This window comes from Alkalibacterium sp. f15 (assembly GCF_049389645.1).
Classification (GTDB): domain Bacteria; phylum Bacillota; class Bacilli; order Lactobacillales; family Carnobacteriaceae_A; genus Alkalibacterium.
The window spans coordinates 2,310,723-2,328,018 of the sequence record NZ_CP186540.1; the positions used below are offsets into that span (position 1 = coordinate 2,310,723).

At 41.4% G+C, this 17,296-nt stretch carries 13 protein-coding genes; 11 read left to right on the forward strand and 2 right to left on the reverse strand.

Annotation, left to right across the window (positions count from 1 at the left end):
- Positions 1-51: 51 nt before the first annotated feature.
- The 9 genes from ACO1PF_RS10880 to ACO1PF_RS10920 all read left to right on the forward strand — a co-directional run bounded on the left by ACO1PF_RS10880 (position 52) and on the right by ACO1PF_RS10920 (position 11,911).
- Complete coding sequence (locus ACO1PF_RS10880; protein ID WP_423190548.1) at positions 52-1,749, forward strand: glycoside hydrolase family 43 protein; 1,698 nt, start codon at positions 52-54, stop codon at positions 1,747-1,749.
- 121 nt (positions 1,750-1,870) lie between these two features.
- Positions 1,871-3,367, forward strand: a complete 1,497-nt coding sequence (gene xylB, locus ACO1PF_RS10885) for a xylulokinase (RefSeq protein WP_423189081.1) — start codon at positions 1,871-1,873, stop codon at positions 3,365-3,367.
- Positions 3,368-3,585: 218 nt separating this feature from the next.
- Positions 3,586-4,029 (forward strand): HTH domain-containing protein, encoded by a 444-nt coding sequence (locus tag ACO1PF_RS10890; protein ID WP_423189082.1) that lies wholly within the window; start codon positions 3,586-3,588, stop codon positions 4,027-4,029.
- A gap of 17 nt (positions 4,030-4,046) precedes the next feature.
- Positions 4,047-4,967 (forward strand): IS3 family transposase, encoded by a 921-nt coding sequence (locus tag ACO1PF_RS10895; RefSeq protein ID WP_423189083.1) that lies wholly within the window; start codon positions 4,047-4,049, stop codon positions 4,965-4,967.
- Between the two features lie 562 nt (positions 4,968-5,529).
- On the forward strand, positions 5,530-7,416 hold the full coding sequence (locus ACO1PF_RS10900; protein WP_423189084.1) for a sialate O-acetylesterase: 1,887 nt from the start codon (positions 5,530-5,532) through the stop codon (positions 7,414-7,416).
- A gap of 490 nt (positions 7,417-7,906) precedes the next feature.
- Positions 7,907-8,980 carry an NAD(P)/FAD-dependent oxidoreductase gene (locus ACO1PF_RS10905; RefSeq protein ID WP_423189085.1) on the forward strand — a complete coding sequence of 358 codons (1,074 nt, stop codon included), beginning with the start codon at positions 7,907-7,909 and terminating at the stop codon, positions 8,978-8,980.
- A 30-nt stretch (positions 8,981-9,010) separates the two neighbouring features.
- Positions 9,011-10,057 carry an ABC transporter substrate-binding protein gene (locus ACO1PF_RS10910; RefSeq protein ID WP_423189086.1) on the forward strand — a complete coding sequence of 349 codons (1,047 nt, stop codon included), beginning with the start codon at positions 9,011-9,013 and terminating at the stop codon, positions 10,055-10,057.
- A 25-nt stretch (positions 10,058-10,082) separates the two neighbouring features.
- Positions 10,083-11,150: a FecCD family ABC transporter permease gene (locus ACO1PF_RS10915; protein ID WP_423190549.1), complete on the forward strand. Its 1,068-nt coding sequence runs from the start codon at positions 10,083-10,085 to the stop codon at positions 11,148-11,150.
- Positions 11,151-11,152: 2 nt separating this feature from the next.
- Positions 11,153-11,911, forward strand: a complete 759-nt coding sequence (locus tag ACO1PF_RS10920) for an ABC transporter ATP-binding protein (RefSeq protein WP_423189087.1) — start codon at positions 11,153-11,155, stop codon at positions 11,909-11,911.
- 178 nt (positions 11,912-12,089) lie between these two features.
- Here ACO1PF_RS10920 and ACO1PF_RS10925 read toward each other — a convergent pair whose 3' ends face one another.
- On the reverse strand, positions 12,090-12,362 hold the full coding sequence (locus tag ACO1PF_RS10925) for a hypothetical protein (protein WP_423189088.1): 273 nt from the start codon (positions 12,360-12,362) through the stop codon (positions 12,090-12,092).
- Positions 12,363-12,564: 202 nt separating this feature from the next.
- Here ACO1PF_RS10925 and xylA point away from each other — a divergent pair, with 202 nt between their 5' ends.
- Entirely contained in the window at positions 12,565-13,893 is a 1,329-nt protein-coding gene (gene xylA, locus ACO1PF_RS10930) for a xylose isomerase (RefSeq protein ID WP_423189089.1), read from the forward strand.
- A 123-nt stretch (positions 13,894-14,016) separates the two neighbouring features.
- On the opposite strand, the gene ACO1PF_RS10935 is transcribed toward xylA, so the two are convergent.
- A complete protein-coding gene (locus ACO1PF_RS10935) occupies positions 14,017-15,378 on the reverse strand; it encodes an MATE family efflux transporter (protein WP_423189090.1) in 1,362 nt (453 codons plus the stop codon).
- 224 nt (positions 15,379-15,602) lie between these two features.
- On the opposite strand from ACO1PF_RS10935, the gene ACO1PF_RS10940 reads away from it, so the two are divergent.
- Entirely contained in the window at positions 15,603-17,102 is a 1,500-nt protein-coding gene (locus tag ACO1PF_RS10940) for an alpha-N-arabinofuranosidase (protein WP_423189091.1), read from the forward strand.
- Positions 17,103-17,296: the final 194 nt, after the last annotated feature.

A 17,296-nucleotide genomic window follows, 5' to 3' on the forward strand; every position in this document is an offset into this window, starting at 1 on the left:
ATTTGTAAAAAGCAAACAATCAAAAAAAATTAGGAGGCATTACTCATGTCAATGATTCAAAACCCAGTTTTAAAAGGCTTTAATCCCGACCCCAGCATGTGTCGGGTGGGTGAAGATTTTTATATAGCTGTCTCAACCTTTGAATGGTTTCCCGGTGTGATTATTTATCATTCCAAAGATTTAAGAAACTGGCATCAGGTTGCTCGCCCTTTGAACCGTATCGAGTTACTGGATATGAAAGGAAACCCGGATTCGGGTGGCGTATGGGCACCCCAGCTGAGTTATGCAGACGGACAATTCTACCTTATCTATTCAGATGTTAAAGTAACAAGTGGCGAATGGAAGGACGTAACCAATTACTTGACCACGTGTGACACTATTGATGGGGAATGGAGCGAACCGGTCTTCATGAACCAGTCCGGTTTTGATCCTTCACTGTTTCATGACAATGACGGGCGCAAATGGTTCGTCAATATGGTTTGGGACCACCGCATTGGAAACCATGACTTTGGTGGAATCGTGTTGCAAGAGTATAGTCATGACGAGAAAAAACTGATCGGCGACCGCAAGATAATTTATAAAGGAACAGATGTTGGTCTGACAGAAGCACCGCACTTATATAAAATCAACGAATACTACTACTTACTGACGGCTGAAGGCGGCACGATGTATGAACATCATGCAACCCTTGCTCGATCTGAATCTATTGACGGGTCTTATGAAACACATCCGGATAACCCGCTGATTTCTTCCTGGGCACATCCGAGACTGGCTCTTCAAAAAGCTGGGCATGCCTCCATCGTTGAAACGCAAAATGGTGAATGGTATTTGGCACACTTGACCGGTCGTCCGACTAAAGCACCGGGTGACGTCTTACTGATGGACCGAGGATACTGTCAGCTGGGTCGAGAAACAGCTATCCAGAAACTCGAATGGAAAGACGGCTGGCCCTATGTTGTTGATGGCAACTACCCCAAGGTAACGGTTCAAGCGCCGAATCTACCGGAACAAAAATGGGATCTTGATTTCCCAATCACGGATTCCTTTGAGTCTGAAGATATCGGCGGACAATGGCAGACACTTCGTATTCCCTATGAACAGTTTGGTTCATTAACTGATAACCCAAGTCACTTGCGTCTTTACGGTGCTGGAAGCTTCTCCAGCTTACACAAGCAAGCTTTAGTAGCTCGTCGCTGGCAGGCATTTGAGTTTGAAGCGGAAACAAAAGTGACTGTCGACCCGGTGACTTTCCAGCAACAGGCCGGTTTAGTGAACTATTACAACACTAAAAATTGGACAAGCCTTCACGTCACCTGGGATGAAGAAAAAGGAAAAATCATAGATCTATATGCATCCGAACGTCAAAATGTTTCCAACCCGTTAGGCGCAGATACAATACGCGTGCCTGAAGAAGCGGATGCTGTCTGGTTCAAAGTGAATGTCAATCAGTACACTTACCAATACAGCTATTCTTTCGACGGCGAAAACTGGAACGAGATCCCAATCACGTTCGATTCCTGGAAATTATCCGATGAATATATTCAAGAATCAGGCTTCTTTACCGGGGCGTTCGTAGGCATGAGCTGTATCGACACGAGCGGCATGCATTTAGCGGCTGATTTCGAATACTTCCGTTATGAAGAAGCTGAGGACACTCGCGATCACTGGACACAGACCCGTCACTGGAATGAAGATAAAAGCAGTGGCGCCAGCAAACCCGCCTTAGGTCAGACGGGCACATCAAAATAAATAAAAAATAAAAAGGGGACAGATTCCATTGGTAAAGCCAACAGATTAAACAGATTGGAGACTTTCCGTTTAATCTGTCTCCTTTTTATTACAAAAATATACAGAGAATGGACGTGTGACGATGAGTTATGTTTTAGGCTTAGACTTAGGAACAAGTAGTTTGAAAGGGATTTTAGTCAATAAGGAAGGGAAAATCGTTGATGAAGCATCAGCTGACTATCCTTTACTGACACCTAAACGGGGATACAGTGAACAAGATCCAAAAGAATGGTTCAGAGCAGCCAAAAAAGTCATGGCAGAAATATTCAAGTCAACTCTTGATGCCAAGGACAATTTGGAAGGTATCAGTTTTTCTGGGCAGATGCATTCACTTGTTTTGTTGGATGAAAAAGATGACGTCCTGCGTAATGCCATTTTATGGAACGATGTGCGTACGACTGACCAATGTGTCACGATCACCGAAAAAATTGATAACTTGATCGATATCACTAAAAATAAAGCATTAGAAGGGTTTACGTTACCTAAATTATTATGGGTGCAGGAAAATGAACCGGCCATCTGGTCCAAAGTGGCGACGTTCTTGCTACCTAAAGACTATTTAGGCTTCTGTTTAACGGGAAGCAAGCAGATGGAATACTCTGATGCAGCGGGGACGTTACTTCTGGATGTGGAAGCACGTGAATGGAGCGAAGAAATCGCCGAAAAATTAAATGTTCCATCCTCTATCTTTCCACGTTTAGTTAAGTCACAGGATAGAATCGGTGATTTGGATGCTGACCTGGCCAAAAATCTTGGTCTTTTAAATAGTGTTCCTGTCTTTTCAGGTGGTGCTGATAACCCCTGTGCAGCAGTGGGAGCAGGGATCGTAAGACCGGACCAAGGCATGGCAAGTATCGGAACGTCCGGGGTCTTCTTATCATATGAGGAAACAGGCGATAAAAACTACAATGGTCACCTGCATTACTTCAATCATGTCGTACCGAATGCCTTCTATACTATGGGTGTGACTCTGGCTGCCGGAAATAGCTTGAACTGGTTCAAACAAACCTTTGCACCAAATGAAAGTTTTGAAGAACTGCTAAAAGGTATCAAAAATATCAAACCCGGATCTGACGGACTGCTCTTTGCGCCCTATATTTCGGGTGAACGCACACCGTATACAGACAGTAATATCCGCGGAACTTTTTTGGGTATGGATATCGCGCATACCCGTGACCATTTTGCTCGTGCTGTCTTGGAAGGCATCACTTTCTCACTGAGAGATTCATTTGAATTGATGAAGAAACATTCAAACAAAGAATTCAAACAAATCGTTTCAGTCGGTGGGGGAGCTAAAAATCCTGACTGGCTGCAAATGCAGGCAGATATCTTCAATACACCCGTCGTCACGCTTGAAACAGAGCAGGGACCGGCAATGGGTTCTGCGATGATCGCTGCTGTCGGTGCCGGCTGGTTTGACTCATTTGCAGACTGTTCAAAAGTGTTTGTTAAGTACAAATCAGAAGTACAGCCAGACTCTGAAGCTGCTTTACAGTACGACAAAGTTTATGCCAATTACAAAGAAATTTATCCGACAATTAAAGACCTTTCTCACAAATTAGTGACTGATAACGACTAATGGATAAACATCGAAAAGATGGTTACAGAAGAATCTTTTCGTAAAAAAACAAATCCGTTATTGATAGTTTTTAACAGATAGATAGAAAGACACCGTTAAAACCTGAACTGGACCCTATAGAATAGACACGGATAAAAAACCCTTATTCGTTCTCTATTTTATAGGGTTCTTTACTGTATAATGAACCCAACTATATGAGTTCATAGGAGAGTATTCAAATGGGGAAAAACTATTTCACTGAGGAAGAACGACTAAAGCTTGAAGAAAATCCTTATGTAGAGAAAGTATCACTTAAAGCTATTACTTACACAGAGACCTTCAAAGAACATTTCGCTAAAGAGAAAGCTCTCGGAAAAGGACCTACGCAAATATTTAGAGACGCAGACTTTGATGTGACCGCGTTAGGGAAAGACCGTATTAAGACTTTTTCTAGACGAATAAAAACTATGAGTCATCGATTAGAAGGGTTTACGGATTTACGTAGTGAGTCCAGTGGAAGACTTCGTATTAAAGAACGAACACAGGAAGAGGAAATTGCCTACTTGAAACATAAAGTCGTCCTTCAAAAACAACAGATAGACGCCCTAAAAAAAACAAATTTTATCCATCGGAAGGCCAAGAGGGCTTCACACAAGAAAAATTCCAACTCATCAAAGACCTAACAAAGCGAGATCATAACTTGTTAAACATATCATGGTTATGTGAGATTGCTTTAGTTTCACGTTCGGGGTACTATAACTGGTTGAGATCTGAAGAGAGACGAAAGAAAAGAGAAGAACAAGATCAGCACGATTTTGATTTGATACTTGAAGCCTATACACATCGTGGCTATGATAAAGGATCCAGAGGGATCCATATGCGACTGTTACACATAGAGATACTCATGAATCGGAAGAAAATACAGCGCCTAATGAGGAAGTTCCGACTGTTCTGCCCTATAAGAAAACCGAATCCGTATAAGCGTATGGCAAAAGCACGCAAGGAACATGCCTTAAAGCCTAATCTCGTTAATAGAGAATTTAGAGCCTACGGACCACGAACGATCCTCTTAACAGATATAACCTATCTCTTTTATGGGCGAGGAAGGAAAGCTTATTTATCTGTCGTGATTGATGCATTCACGAACCAGGTCTTAGCGTATCAATTAAGTGAATCCTTAAGTGTTGATTTTGTTTTAGAGATGATTGAAGACCTTTTGATCAACCATGAGATTTCAAAACAACAGAAAACCCTGATCCATTCCGACCAGGGCATTCACTATACAAGTATGAAATTTCAAACGTTACTCGTGGATAAAGAACTTCGTCAATCTATGTCACGAAGAGGAAACTGTTGGGATAACGCTCCCCAAGAATCCTTCTTTGGACATATGAAAGACGAAATAGCCTATCTTGATGATGCGGAGGTATTCTCAGACCTTCACCCCATCATTGATGATTATATGGATTATCATAATACAGAACGCTATCAGTGGAAACTGGCGAAACTATCGCCTAATCAATATTATGATTATTTTAAAACGGGAGTGTATCCTCTGAGTCATTTGGTGAAAACGCCTGATTTTCCTGAGATTCAAGTACCGATAGAACATCCTTATTAAAGCGATCAAAATACTTTTCCTCTAATTGTTTCCAGTTTTCAGGATTGAAGATAGCAGGATAATGAAAATCTAGATCCAGTTTGGATAAACGCGTTCTGTATGCATGTCTTTAAAGATTGAGAAACCAAAGGTTTCTGGACTGTGAAAATCCTTCTTATTCATTTTTTTTGGATATTCCCCACCCGAAACCTAAGTATTGATCCAGTCTTAAACGTAATATCGCTCCTCCTATGACGTTATCATAGAAGGAGCGATTAGAATTTATAAGGGGTTTTTATCAAACTGTCCTTGACATAGGGTCCACTTTAACCTGATTATGGTTTTAACGGTGTCTTTCTTTTGAAAAATTGTTCCCAGACGCTTGCTTTTTCAAAATAATATATCGGGGTATCTGCTTGTAAAATAGTGAGAAGGTTGCTTTGATGAGTCTTTAAAAAAGACTTTGAAAGTCCTTATAAAGGAGGCTTAAGTGATAATGACAGAAGATATTATTAAAAAATTAGTTTTTCGATTATAATAATGAGTGAAGTGTTGAAAGTTCAAACGAAAAGAGGAAATGATGATGAACACCGATAAGACATTATGGGTACCAAGATATATCAGTAACGGCATGATCGTACAGCAAAACGATCCTCTTGTCATTAAAGGAAAAGACGTACCCGGAACTCAAGTAACCATCTGTTTTGATTCAGAAAAAGTTGTAACAGTTGCTGACGCTTCAGGTCTGTGGGCAGAAACGTTATCTCCCAGACGAGCTGGCGGGCCGTATACATTACATATAACAGGGACAAGTCGGAAAGTGATAAGAGATGTTTATGTCGGAGAAGTCTGGCTATTGGGTGGGCAATCCAATATGGAATTACCCGTAAACCGGACTTATGATGAATTCAAAGAAGAGATCGATGCGGCAGATTATCCATTGATTCGTCAGTTCCATCTGGAATTGGATCCTGTTTTCGATAAACCCAAAGAATGGCTCGAGCAGGGAAAATGGAAAACCGCTACTCAAGAAAATATCCAGGATTTTTCTTCTCTGGGTTTCTTTTATGCTAAAAAGCTTCACGAAGAGTTGAGTGTGCCTATCGGGATTTACCATACAGCTGTCGGCGGCACACCGATTGAGGCATGGATAAGTGAAGAAACACTACATGAATTAGGCGATTACGATGAAGAAATGGATTACTGGAGAGATCCGGAAATTGTGGAAAAAGAAATTCAGAAAGATCTGAAAATAAATCAGGAATGGTATGAGGACCTTGATGAGCACGACCGAGGTTTGCAAGACTCGCAAAAATGGATGGAAGAAGATCTCGACACAGCAAACTGGGTACCGCTGGAACTGCCGGCCATGTTTAAAGACACAGACTTAGCCGAGTTTTCAGGTGTGATATGGTTCCGAAAAACATTTGAAGTAAAGGAAGAACACCTTGAATCAGAACGGTTGAGACTGCGCCTAGGATCATTGATCAACGGAGATGAAACCTATCTGAACGGGAAAAAAGTAGGCGCAACGTCTTACCGCTATCCGCCTCGCAAATATGTTTTAGATAAAAAAGATTTGAAAGTGGGAACGAATACCTTGGTTGTCCGGTTAATGATCGATGCAGCTAACGGTGGATTCATACCAAATGTCCCTTATCAGATCGAATTGGATAAGGAAACCATTTCTCTTGAAGGCGAGTGGCTTTATAGAATCGGTTACCAAAAGGAATTGATTGCGCCTATGTTGTTTTTACATTACAAGCCAGCGGCTCTATACAAAGGCATGTTGTACCCGTCAAAAGATATTGCGTTCAAAGGTTTTCTTTTTTACCAGGGTGAATCAAATTCCAAGCAACCTCTGGGCTATAAAGAATTGATGAAACGATTGGTGCAAGACTGGAGAAATCTCTTCAAAGAAGACTTGCCATTTTACTATGTGCAGTTGGCAAATTACGTCGATCCAGCTGTGGGCAGCGATGACAAGAAGTGGGCGGAATTACGCTATGAACAGGATCGCGCCCGCTTTATGATCGATAACTCGGAAATGATTCCAGCACTTGATTGTGGACTATCATACGAACTTCATCCGCATGACAAAAAAACACTGGCGCATAGATTAGCTCGTGTGGCATTAAGTAGAGACTACCAGCTAGGAGAAGCGTATGCTAATTTGGAAATCAGAGACATAAGTAAGTCAAAAAAAGCAGTGACATTGAAAGTGAAAGGTTTGCAAGGTGAGCTTGCTTTGACAGAAGAAATGCTGGAGATCGAACTCAAATTAGCTGGTCAGTGGAGAAAAGCTGAGATAACAAGCACTAATAATGATGAGATAAAATGTGCATTATTTGAATCAGTTGATTTAAGTAATGTGACAGAAGTTAGGTATGCCTGGCGAAACAATCCGCAGGGGTATGTTTTTGACACAAAAACAAACTTACCGTTACTCCCGTTTACGTATCCTTTTTAATTAACAAAGTCAGGTACGGATAATCGTCACTTTTATAAACAATACCTAAATAGACCGAGTGCCAGTCTGACTAATTACAGACTGGCATTCGGTTTGTTTGTCATTCTGAGATTGAAACGGTCGTTAATGCTCCAGCATATTTAAATAAAAATGCGAAAAGCGTTTAAAAGTGAAGAGTTTAATGAGCAAATTCCGACACTAACTGATTTGGATTTTCATTATTTCTCATTCATAAAACGTTACAGGAAAAGCACTCAAGAATGATGCACTCTTTCGAAAGGTGCCGGTATAGATAGTGCTTTTTTGAAGATTATTCACTCTTTTGTGAATATATTCTCATTGCTATTTACTTTGGTCCTAATTCATCATATAATTGGTAATGAAAATCATTCTCAATTACAAAAACGTGTTGCTGATACGATTTAATTCTATTTATCCCTACATTATATTTCTTGATATTATTGATTAAAAGAGGGTATGTATAAACAAAATGGCGACGTTTTCTGGAAAGGAAGATACTATGGAAGTGTATGACGTGACGATAATCGGTGGAGGACCGGCGGGGCTTTACAGTGCCTTTTACTCCGGTCTCCGCGCGATGAACGTTCAGCTGATCGAGGCTCAGCCGTATTTAGGCGGCAAGTTGAATCTGTATTCTGAAAAAATCGTCTGGGATGTCGGTGGTATGCCACCGATGCCTGCTGGACAAGTCATTCAGCAGCTGATTGATCAGGCGAAAACCTTCCAACCGACGATCCATACCGGCGAGAAAATCGACGGGATAACAAAAGAAGCGGATGGTAATTTTCAGATACACACGACAAAAGACAGTACCTACTTGACCAAAACACTCCTGCTAGCAATGGGTAACGGTATTCTGGACCCTACGCCTACGCCTTTTTTCACCAATAATGGTGAACTTTTGGACAACGTGCATGTATCGGTGACTGATTTTGAGGCAATGAAGCATAAGCGCGTCTTTATTTCGGGCGGCGGCAATTCAGCTATCGACTGGGCGAATACCCTGGCACCGATTGCCAAAGAGGTCATCCTGGTGTATCGACAGGAAGAATTCAAAGGTCATGAAGCGGAAGTGGAACGAGTATTGAGCGGACCGGTGACGTGTATATTACAAGCCGATTTGATCAGTAAAAAACTCACTCCTAATGGTTCCAGTATCGAGACGATCACGATTCAAGACAAAGAGACGAATCGAAAAGAAACGCTCTCAGTGGATGAAGTGATCGTGTGTCATGGCTTCAACCGAAAAAATGAACTGTTTGAACAAAATGACGTTGGACTGGAAGTCTTTGATAATTATTATGTAAAAGCCACACCGCAAACTGAAACAGCAATTCCGGGGGTCTTTGCCTTAGGCGATGCTGCGAAATATCCGGGAAAAGTCCATTTGATAGCCGGAGCATTTCATGATGCTGTCAATGCCGTCAACGCTGCCAAAACGTACATCGATCCACAGGCTAACGCAATGGGGACCGTGTCGACCTATGCCGATAAACTGAAACCAAAAGTGGCGACAGTCTGGAAACAATACGCAACCGAATAAAAAACTAAATAGTATAATGGAGGAACAAAAATGAACAAGATAAAAATGACGAAATACTTAGGACTCATAACGGCTTCAACCTTGTTGCTGGGCGCATGTGGGCAGACAGATTCTACGGAAGATCAGACAAATACAAATGAAAATGAAGAGTCGACTGAACAAACAGCAGAAACAGCTTTTCCGTTGACTCTGAAGAATTACACCGCGTCTTCAGAAGGTGCTGATTTCTCTGAAAAAGAAATAACCTACGAATCGCGTCCGGAATCGATCGTTGCCAATAACCAGGGAACAGCGGAATTGCTACTTCAACTTGGATTAGGTGATGACATTACGGGCGTAGCCGCATTATACGGTGCAGGCGATGAAGCAGTGGCTGAAGATTTCTCCAGTATACCAGTATTGGCAGAAGGCTATGTCGGGAAAGAATTGGTCGTTGGGGCTGATCCAGATATCGTCGTGGGACGAGGCCAGCTGTTTTCGAATGCAGAATGGGGAACGGGTACCGTAGAAGAATTGAATGAGCTGGATATTCAAACCTATATTCAAGCGACTTCAACGACCGGCGCAACCTTCGATGATTTGTATGCGGACATTGACAATTTAGGAAAATTATTTACAGTAGAAGATAACGCACAGGCATTTTCAGATGATGTGCAGACACGCATGGACGACATTGTTGCGGGTGTACCTGAAGATCAGGAAACGCTTGATTATGCTTACATCTTTGGGGCAGAAGGTACTAACGTAGACGTGTACAGTGGGGCAGCAGACACTTACTTAAACGATGCGTTGAGCTACATGGATTTGAACAATACGTTTGCAGACGCAGCGGGTGAAATCAGTGTTGAAGCGTTACTTGAAGCGGATCCGGACGTATTATTGATGGTCAACTACACTGGCGGCCGCGCTCCTGCTGACAGCATGGCTGATTTGAAAGCCAATGAGGCACTTTCCAGTTTGACAGCTATCCAGGAAGATCGCGTTTATACCATCGATTACAATCAATTCTGGAGCTACGGTTACCAGATTTTAACTGGTATGGAACAACTCAGCACTGAAGTGTATTCAACAAATTAATTCTTAGCCAGGAAGGAAGAAAGTGATGAACCGCATCGACAAACAGCGCCAATTATTTTACATGAGCTTACTCCTCTTTACCGTATTGATCATTCTTTCGGTGGGGATCGGTGTCACGGTCGGACAAGTCGCGGTGCCTCTCACCGAATCTTTTCAGATACTCATTAAAAACCTATCGGGCGGACTGATCGGTGATCTATCCAGCCTGTCATCAGGTGCCTATGAGAATATCATCTGGCAGATTCGTTTTCCAAGAGTACTCTTAGCGATGCTCACGGGTATGGGCTTATCACTAGCCGGTGCCGTCATGCAGACAACGGTCCAAAACCCACTTGCAGATCCTTACATCTTAGGTATTTCGTCTGGCGCATCTCTGGGCGCGACTTTTGCCATAATGATCGGCTTCGGTGGAACCGGTCTACTCGCTCAGTTGGGTTTGTCTTTTTGGGCATTCCTGGGTGCGGTGACGGCTGCCTTTCTTGTCCTGCTTTTATCGAATGTAGGCGGACAAGTGAATTCCATCAAACTAGTTTTATCCGGGATGGTACTGAACGCGCTGTTTACAGCATTTTCTAATTTCATTATTTATATAGCCAACGATGCGGAAGGAATTCGGACGGTCACTTTCTGGATGATGGGGAGCTTGGCAGGAGCAAGCTGGTCCACGCTACCTTTGACAGCTATAGTTGTCCTGATTTGTTTCCTATTCTTTTTAACACAAGAACGCATTTTAAATATCATGCTGCTGGGTGATGAAGCAGCGATCTCGCTCGGGGTCAATCTTAATTTTTACCGTAAACTATACTTAGTCATCGCTTCGATCCTAACCGGTATTATTGTTGCAAACACCGGGATGATCGGTTTTGTTGGCTTGATCATTCCGCATATGATCCGTGGCATCGTTGGATCCAATCATCGATACTTTTTGCCGTTATCTGTCTTTTCAGGCTCTTTGTTCATGGTGTGGTCCGACATTCTGTCACGTATCATCCTGCCAACGGTGGAATTACCCATTGGGATCTTGACATCACTGATCGGTGCACCACTGTTCATTTATATTTTTGTTAAAAAAGGCTACGAGTTTGGAGGGTAACAATGAATTTAACTGTTGAAAATGTTTCGGTGTCTATTGCATCGCAGCAAATCATTCAAGATATTTCCCTGCATGTGAGTCAGAATCAATTTGTCGGTTTGATCGGACCGAACGGCTGCGGAAAATCGACGCTATTGAAAAGCGTTTCGAAAATACTCGAACCCGACATGGGGATCATTCTGTTGGATGATGAGAATGTTCAGGGACTTTCAAACAAACAGCTCGCAAAAAAAATGGGCGTAGTGGGGCAGTTTAACCAAGTCAATTTCGACTTTTCCGTCCGCCAGATGCTACTGCTTGGACGATCACCGCACAAAGGTTTGATGGAAAGAGACAACGCTCTGGATTACGAAATTGTTGACAAAGTCATTCACCAGATGGACTTGGAAAAATTGGCGGATAGAAGTTTCCTGTCGCTGTCCGGTGGGGAAAAGCAGCGGGTCATTTTAGGAAGAACCTTGGTGCAGCAGCCTAAATTCCTGGTTTTAGACGAACCCACCAACCACTTAGATATCAAGCACCAATTGAGTATTTTAAAAACAGTCAGTGCCCTGCCGATTGGGGTATTGGCCGCTTTACATGATCTGAATCTAGCATCACGTTTTACAGATTACTTGTATGCTATGAAAGACGGGTGTTTGATTAAAGAAGGTACGCCTGAAGAAGTTTTAACGGAAGCGGTCATCAAAGAACTTTATGAAGTTGATTGTCGCACCTATACTAATCCTATTTTAGGAAAACAGACCATTGAATTTCTATAGTAAAGTAGAGAAGAGATGCCGGTTCAAAACGCAGTGTAAAGCATTGCGCTCACTTGTTTAAAAAAATACAAAAAAATGCTTTACATTCACGGTTTTGAGCAGTGGAAGTCAAGATCAGGATCAACAAAAAAGCCGTACCTGTTTATATAAACGGGTACGGCTTTTTTGCTAGCAATATTTACTTATCTTTTTTTCTTGATATGATTTTTCTTCTTTTCTTCTTTTCTTTTTTATCTTTGGTTACTTCTTTTGCTTCTTTTGCTTTAATTAAATCTTCCACTTTATCCAGATTAAAAGGTTTGTTATCTTCAGGTGAAGATTCCAGTTGTTTTTCGATTTCGGTTTTATCTACTTCATCCTCAGCTTTGGGCAGGGCGTCTTTAATTTTTTTAGTTGTTTGGAGGTCTGCCGGAAGATTAGGATTAGGGGCTGAATAAGGTCGATTTGTCATATATAAAACTCCTTTCCTTTATTTTGATGAAAGTATAACATAGGTATTTAAAAAACGCTTTCAATATGATTTTAAAGTTATTCTTATGCAAATAATTCGAATTATTCGTGCAAGCAGTTGACACCGTTTCCATAATAAGTTATAGTTTGTTAGTAAGTTAAACCAACTAACAATTTATCAATCGAGAGGAGAACGTTTATACATGGCATATTTTGATAATGTAAGTAAAATTCAATACGCTGGTGCTCATTCAAAGGATCCATTGGCCTTTAAATTTTACAACCCTGAAGAACAAATCAACGGTAAATCGATGGAGGAGCTTATGCGTTTCGGCGTGGCTTATTGGCATACCTTTACTGCAGACTTAAACGATCCATTTGGTGTCGGCACAGCACAACGTCCTTGGGACAAATATACTGATCCAATGGAAAAAGCAAAAGCACGTGTTGAAGCCTCTTTTGAATTCTTCGAAAAATTAGGTGTTCCTTATTTCTGCTTCCACGACGCTGATATAGCTCCTGAAGGCAAGAACTTGAAAGAAACATTCGAGAATCAGGATATTATCGTGGATATGATCGAAGATTACATGAAAGACAGCAAAGTGAAACTGCTTTGGAATACAGTCAACAACTTTTCCAATCCAATGTTCGTTCACGGGGCATCTACTTCAAACAATGCAGACGTATTTGCCTACTCAGCTGCTAAAGTGAAAAAAGGTTTGGAGGTCGGTAAACGTTTAGGTGCAGAAAGTTACGTATTCTGGGGTGGACGTGAAGGTTATGAAAGCTTACTTAATACTAATATGGGTCTTGAACTAGACAACCTGGCACGTTTCTTCCATATGGCAAACGATTATGCAAAAGAAATCGGCTTCGATGCTCAATTCTTGATCGAACCTAAACCGAAAGAACCAACGACGCATCAATACGATTATGATGTGGCTCATGGTTTTGCCTTCTTACAAAAATACGGCTTGCAAGATGTCTTCAAATTCAACATCGAAGCAAACCACGCAACACTCGCCGGGCACACTTTCGAACATGAATTAAATTACGCACGTATCAATGGCATGCTGGGATCCGTGGATGCCAACCAGGGTCACCCACACTTAGGATGGGATACAGATGAATTCCCATCAGACTTATATTCGACAACCTTGGCAATGTATGAGATCTTGAAAAATGGGGGCTTGAAAAGCGGTGGCTTGAACTTTGATGCTAAAGTTCGCCGTACGTCATTCAAACCTGAAGATCTATTCAAAGCACACATCGTAGGTATGGACAGCTTCGCTATCGGTGCTAAAGTGGCTCAACGCCTGATCGATGATAAAGCACTGGATTCTATCGTCGACAAACGTTACAGCTCTTACAACCAGGGAATAGGTAAAGACATCGTTGATGGCAATATCGACTTCAAGCAATTAGAAGACTATGCTTTCGGAATCGATAAGATCGAAAATGAATCTGGAAACATTGAAGTGATCAAATCTATCTTGAACCAATATATCGTCACAACGCTTGCACAAGTGTAATAAGGTTAATAAAAACGGCAGGAAGTCAGCTTAAATCTGACTTCCTGCCGTTTTTATTGGTTATGGTGCTGGTATAAGAAAAGAGGCCGGAACAATGGTCCTAGCCTCTCAGATATTTGGGTTTTAATGTGATAAAACCAGTGATTTCCCAATCCACCGCTTGTTTTTCCATCGTAGATACATCAAACTTGCTCGGATCCATTCATCTATGATCATCGCCATCCAGATGCCGGGTAAACCGAGTCCCAGATGAATACTGAAAAGATAGCCAAGTGGCACCAGGACTCCCCACATCACTGTGATACCGATCAGTACAGGAAACTTAGCATCTCCAGCGGCTCTCAAGGCGCTTATGATGACTAGATTCCCCGTTCGTGCCGGTTGAATGATCAATTCCATGATCAAGATCACTGAACCTAAAGCAATGATGTTCGGATTGGAACTGAATAAACTGAATATTTGTGTACCAAACACGGCGAAAAAACTGCCGATAATAAGCGTGATAACGAGGGCGACTTTAAGACCCGCCAACATGTAGTGGTAGGCATCTTCTTGTTTTTGTGCGCCGACAAGTTGTCCGATGAAGATTTGCATCCCTTTAGTTATGGCCAGTGAGAAGACCGTCAGCACCGACATGAAACTGAAAATATAAACGCGCGTAGCCAGTGCCGTTGCGCCGAGAGTAGTGATCATAACAGTCAACGCGATTTGGCTCATGTTGTAGGATAACTGCTCGCCGGCAGAAGGGATACCGATCCCTAATATTTTATCTGCAAAATCTTTTTCCATTTTGAAAAAAGATTTAAAAGAGATGGCTACAGGGGAGCGTTTGAATAATATAACCAACATGCCTATCATCACGACGATTCTGACAGCAGCCGTTGAAATGGCAACACCCGTCACGCCAAGTTCCGGGAAGCCAAGAGCCCCAAAGATAAAGACGTAATTACCAAAGACATTAAGGACATTCATGATGAGGACAGACTTCATGACGTCTTTCGTATAGCCCATGGCTTGTAGTATAGAAGAGATGGTCAAAATCATCGCTTGAGCAAATAGCGCAAATCCGACGATAGCTATATAGTTGTTCGCGTGCGCAAGTAGATTTGCTTCCAATGAAAACAAATTGATCAGAAAGGCTCTGTTAAAACCGACTAACAAACTTACGCTTAAGCCAAACAAAAAGTTGATCGTTAAAGCTGTCGTGATCGTCTTCTTCACAGAGTCGAGTTTTTTCGCTCCGACATATTGTGAGACAACGACGCCTGCGCCCATCGCAGTAAAGTTAAAGAGCACGAACATAAACGTCATCAACTGATTGACCACACCGACCGCGGCCACAGCTTCATCGGATACAAAACTCAACATAAAGACATCCGTCAGTTTCATCAGCATTTGTAAAAAGACTTCGATAAAAATAGGCCATGTGATTAAGAATAAATATTTTTTTGCACTTTCTTTATTTTGTACCATTTGAATTTCCATTAAAAACATCCTTCGTATAACTAAATATGTCTATAATATTAATGACACATCAATAAAGTAGCAATGGCTTTATTCTTATAACACGAATATTGTCTACAATATTACTAAGTAAGCGATTTAATGAATCTAATTAGTTTTGATAACATTAGGAAAACGATTGCGCTATTTAAGAGGCAGTGCTATATTAGCTTTAAAGGTACGTACCAATTTAGGGGAGGAAAAAAATGAGAGCATCAGTTAAGGTAGGTAAAAATCAAATTCTAGATACAATCGATAAACGTATTTACGGATCATTTATTGAACATCTAGGAAGAGCCGTTTACGAAGGAATATATGAACCGAGCCATCCGACCGCAAATGAGGAAGGCTTTAGACAAGACGTTCTCGATGTTATCAATGAACTGAATGTCCCACTTATAAGATATCCGGGGGGGAATTTTGTTTCTGGTTATAATTGGGAAGATGGTATTGGTCCGAAAGAAGACCGGCCAAAGCGGCTGGATTTGGCCTGGAAGTCTGTTGAAACGAATGAAGTAGGCTTACAAGAGTTCATGAAGTGGGCAAAATCAGCGAATACCGACGTAAATATGGCCGTCAATCTAGGAACACGCGGCGTAGATGCTGCAAGAAATATTGTCGAGTATTGCAATCATCCGGGAGGAACATACTGGAGTGATTTAAGAAAAGCGAACGGGGCAAAAGAGCCTTACAATATCAAGACATGGTGTCTAGGCAACGAGATGGACGGCCCATGGCAGATCGGTGCGAAATCAGCTGACGAATATGGGCGTTTAGCAGCCGAGTCGGCCAAGGTCATGAAATGGGTCGATGACTCAATTGAACTGGTCCTTTGCGGAAGTTCCGGCAGTAAAATGCCAACATTCGGCGAGTGGGAGTATACAGTACTGGAACATGCGTATGATCATGTTGATTTCTTATCCCTGCATCTTTATTGGGAAAACTTCGACAATGATCTACCTAATTTCTTGGCGAAATCACGTGAAATGGATCACTTCATTAAAGACGTTGTCTCCATCTGTGATGCGGTCAAAGCAAAAAAAGGTTCAGACAAAAAAATCAATTTATCATTTGATGAATGGAACGTCTGGTATCACTCAAAAGATGCTGATGCGAAACGTCAACCTTGGGATATCGCACCGCCTTTACTTGAAGATATTTATAACTTTGAAGATGCCTTACTAGTGGGTCTCGGAATCATCACTTTATTAAATAACGCAGACAGAGTTAAAATTGCCTGTTTAGCTCAATTAGTAAATGTTATTGCGCCTATCATGACGATCAAAGACGGCGAAGTATGGAAACAACCGACATTCTATCCATTTATGCAGGCGTCCAATTTCGGTCGCGGTAAAGTGTTAACTGTTCAATCAGATAGTCCGACGTATGATTCAAAAGATTTCAAAGAAGTACCGTTTGTAGAATCAACAGTGATATTGAATGAAGAAAGTCAGGAAGTAGTTGTTTTTGCAGTCAATAGATCTGAAAAGGATAGACTCTCATTCGATGTGCAACTGAATGATTTTGAAGGCTTGTCAATTATTGAGGCAACAGAATTGGCCGGTTACGATATAAAACTCACGACAGATACTAATCATGAGTCAATGGAAATAAAAAATAATGAATCCTTTAATGTAAATAACAATTTAGTTTCCGGAGAAATCAAGCCATTGTCATGGAACATGATTCGTCTGTCATATAAATAAAAAATTATGAAGTAAATGTCCCAGCGATACCATTTATAAACTGAAATCTTTATCATTTCTAGTCAAAATGATATAAGATTTCAGTTTTTTTAAAATAAACTAATTAGTCGTGGAGATTAATAAATAAGGCTTCATTCCACCATCTGCTATCCTGGGAATATATTTCTGATGGAAAAATTTTTGTGTTTGAATGA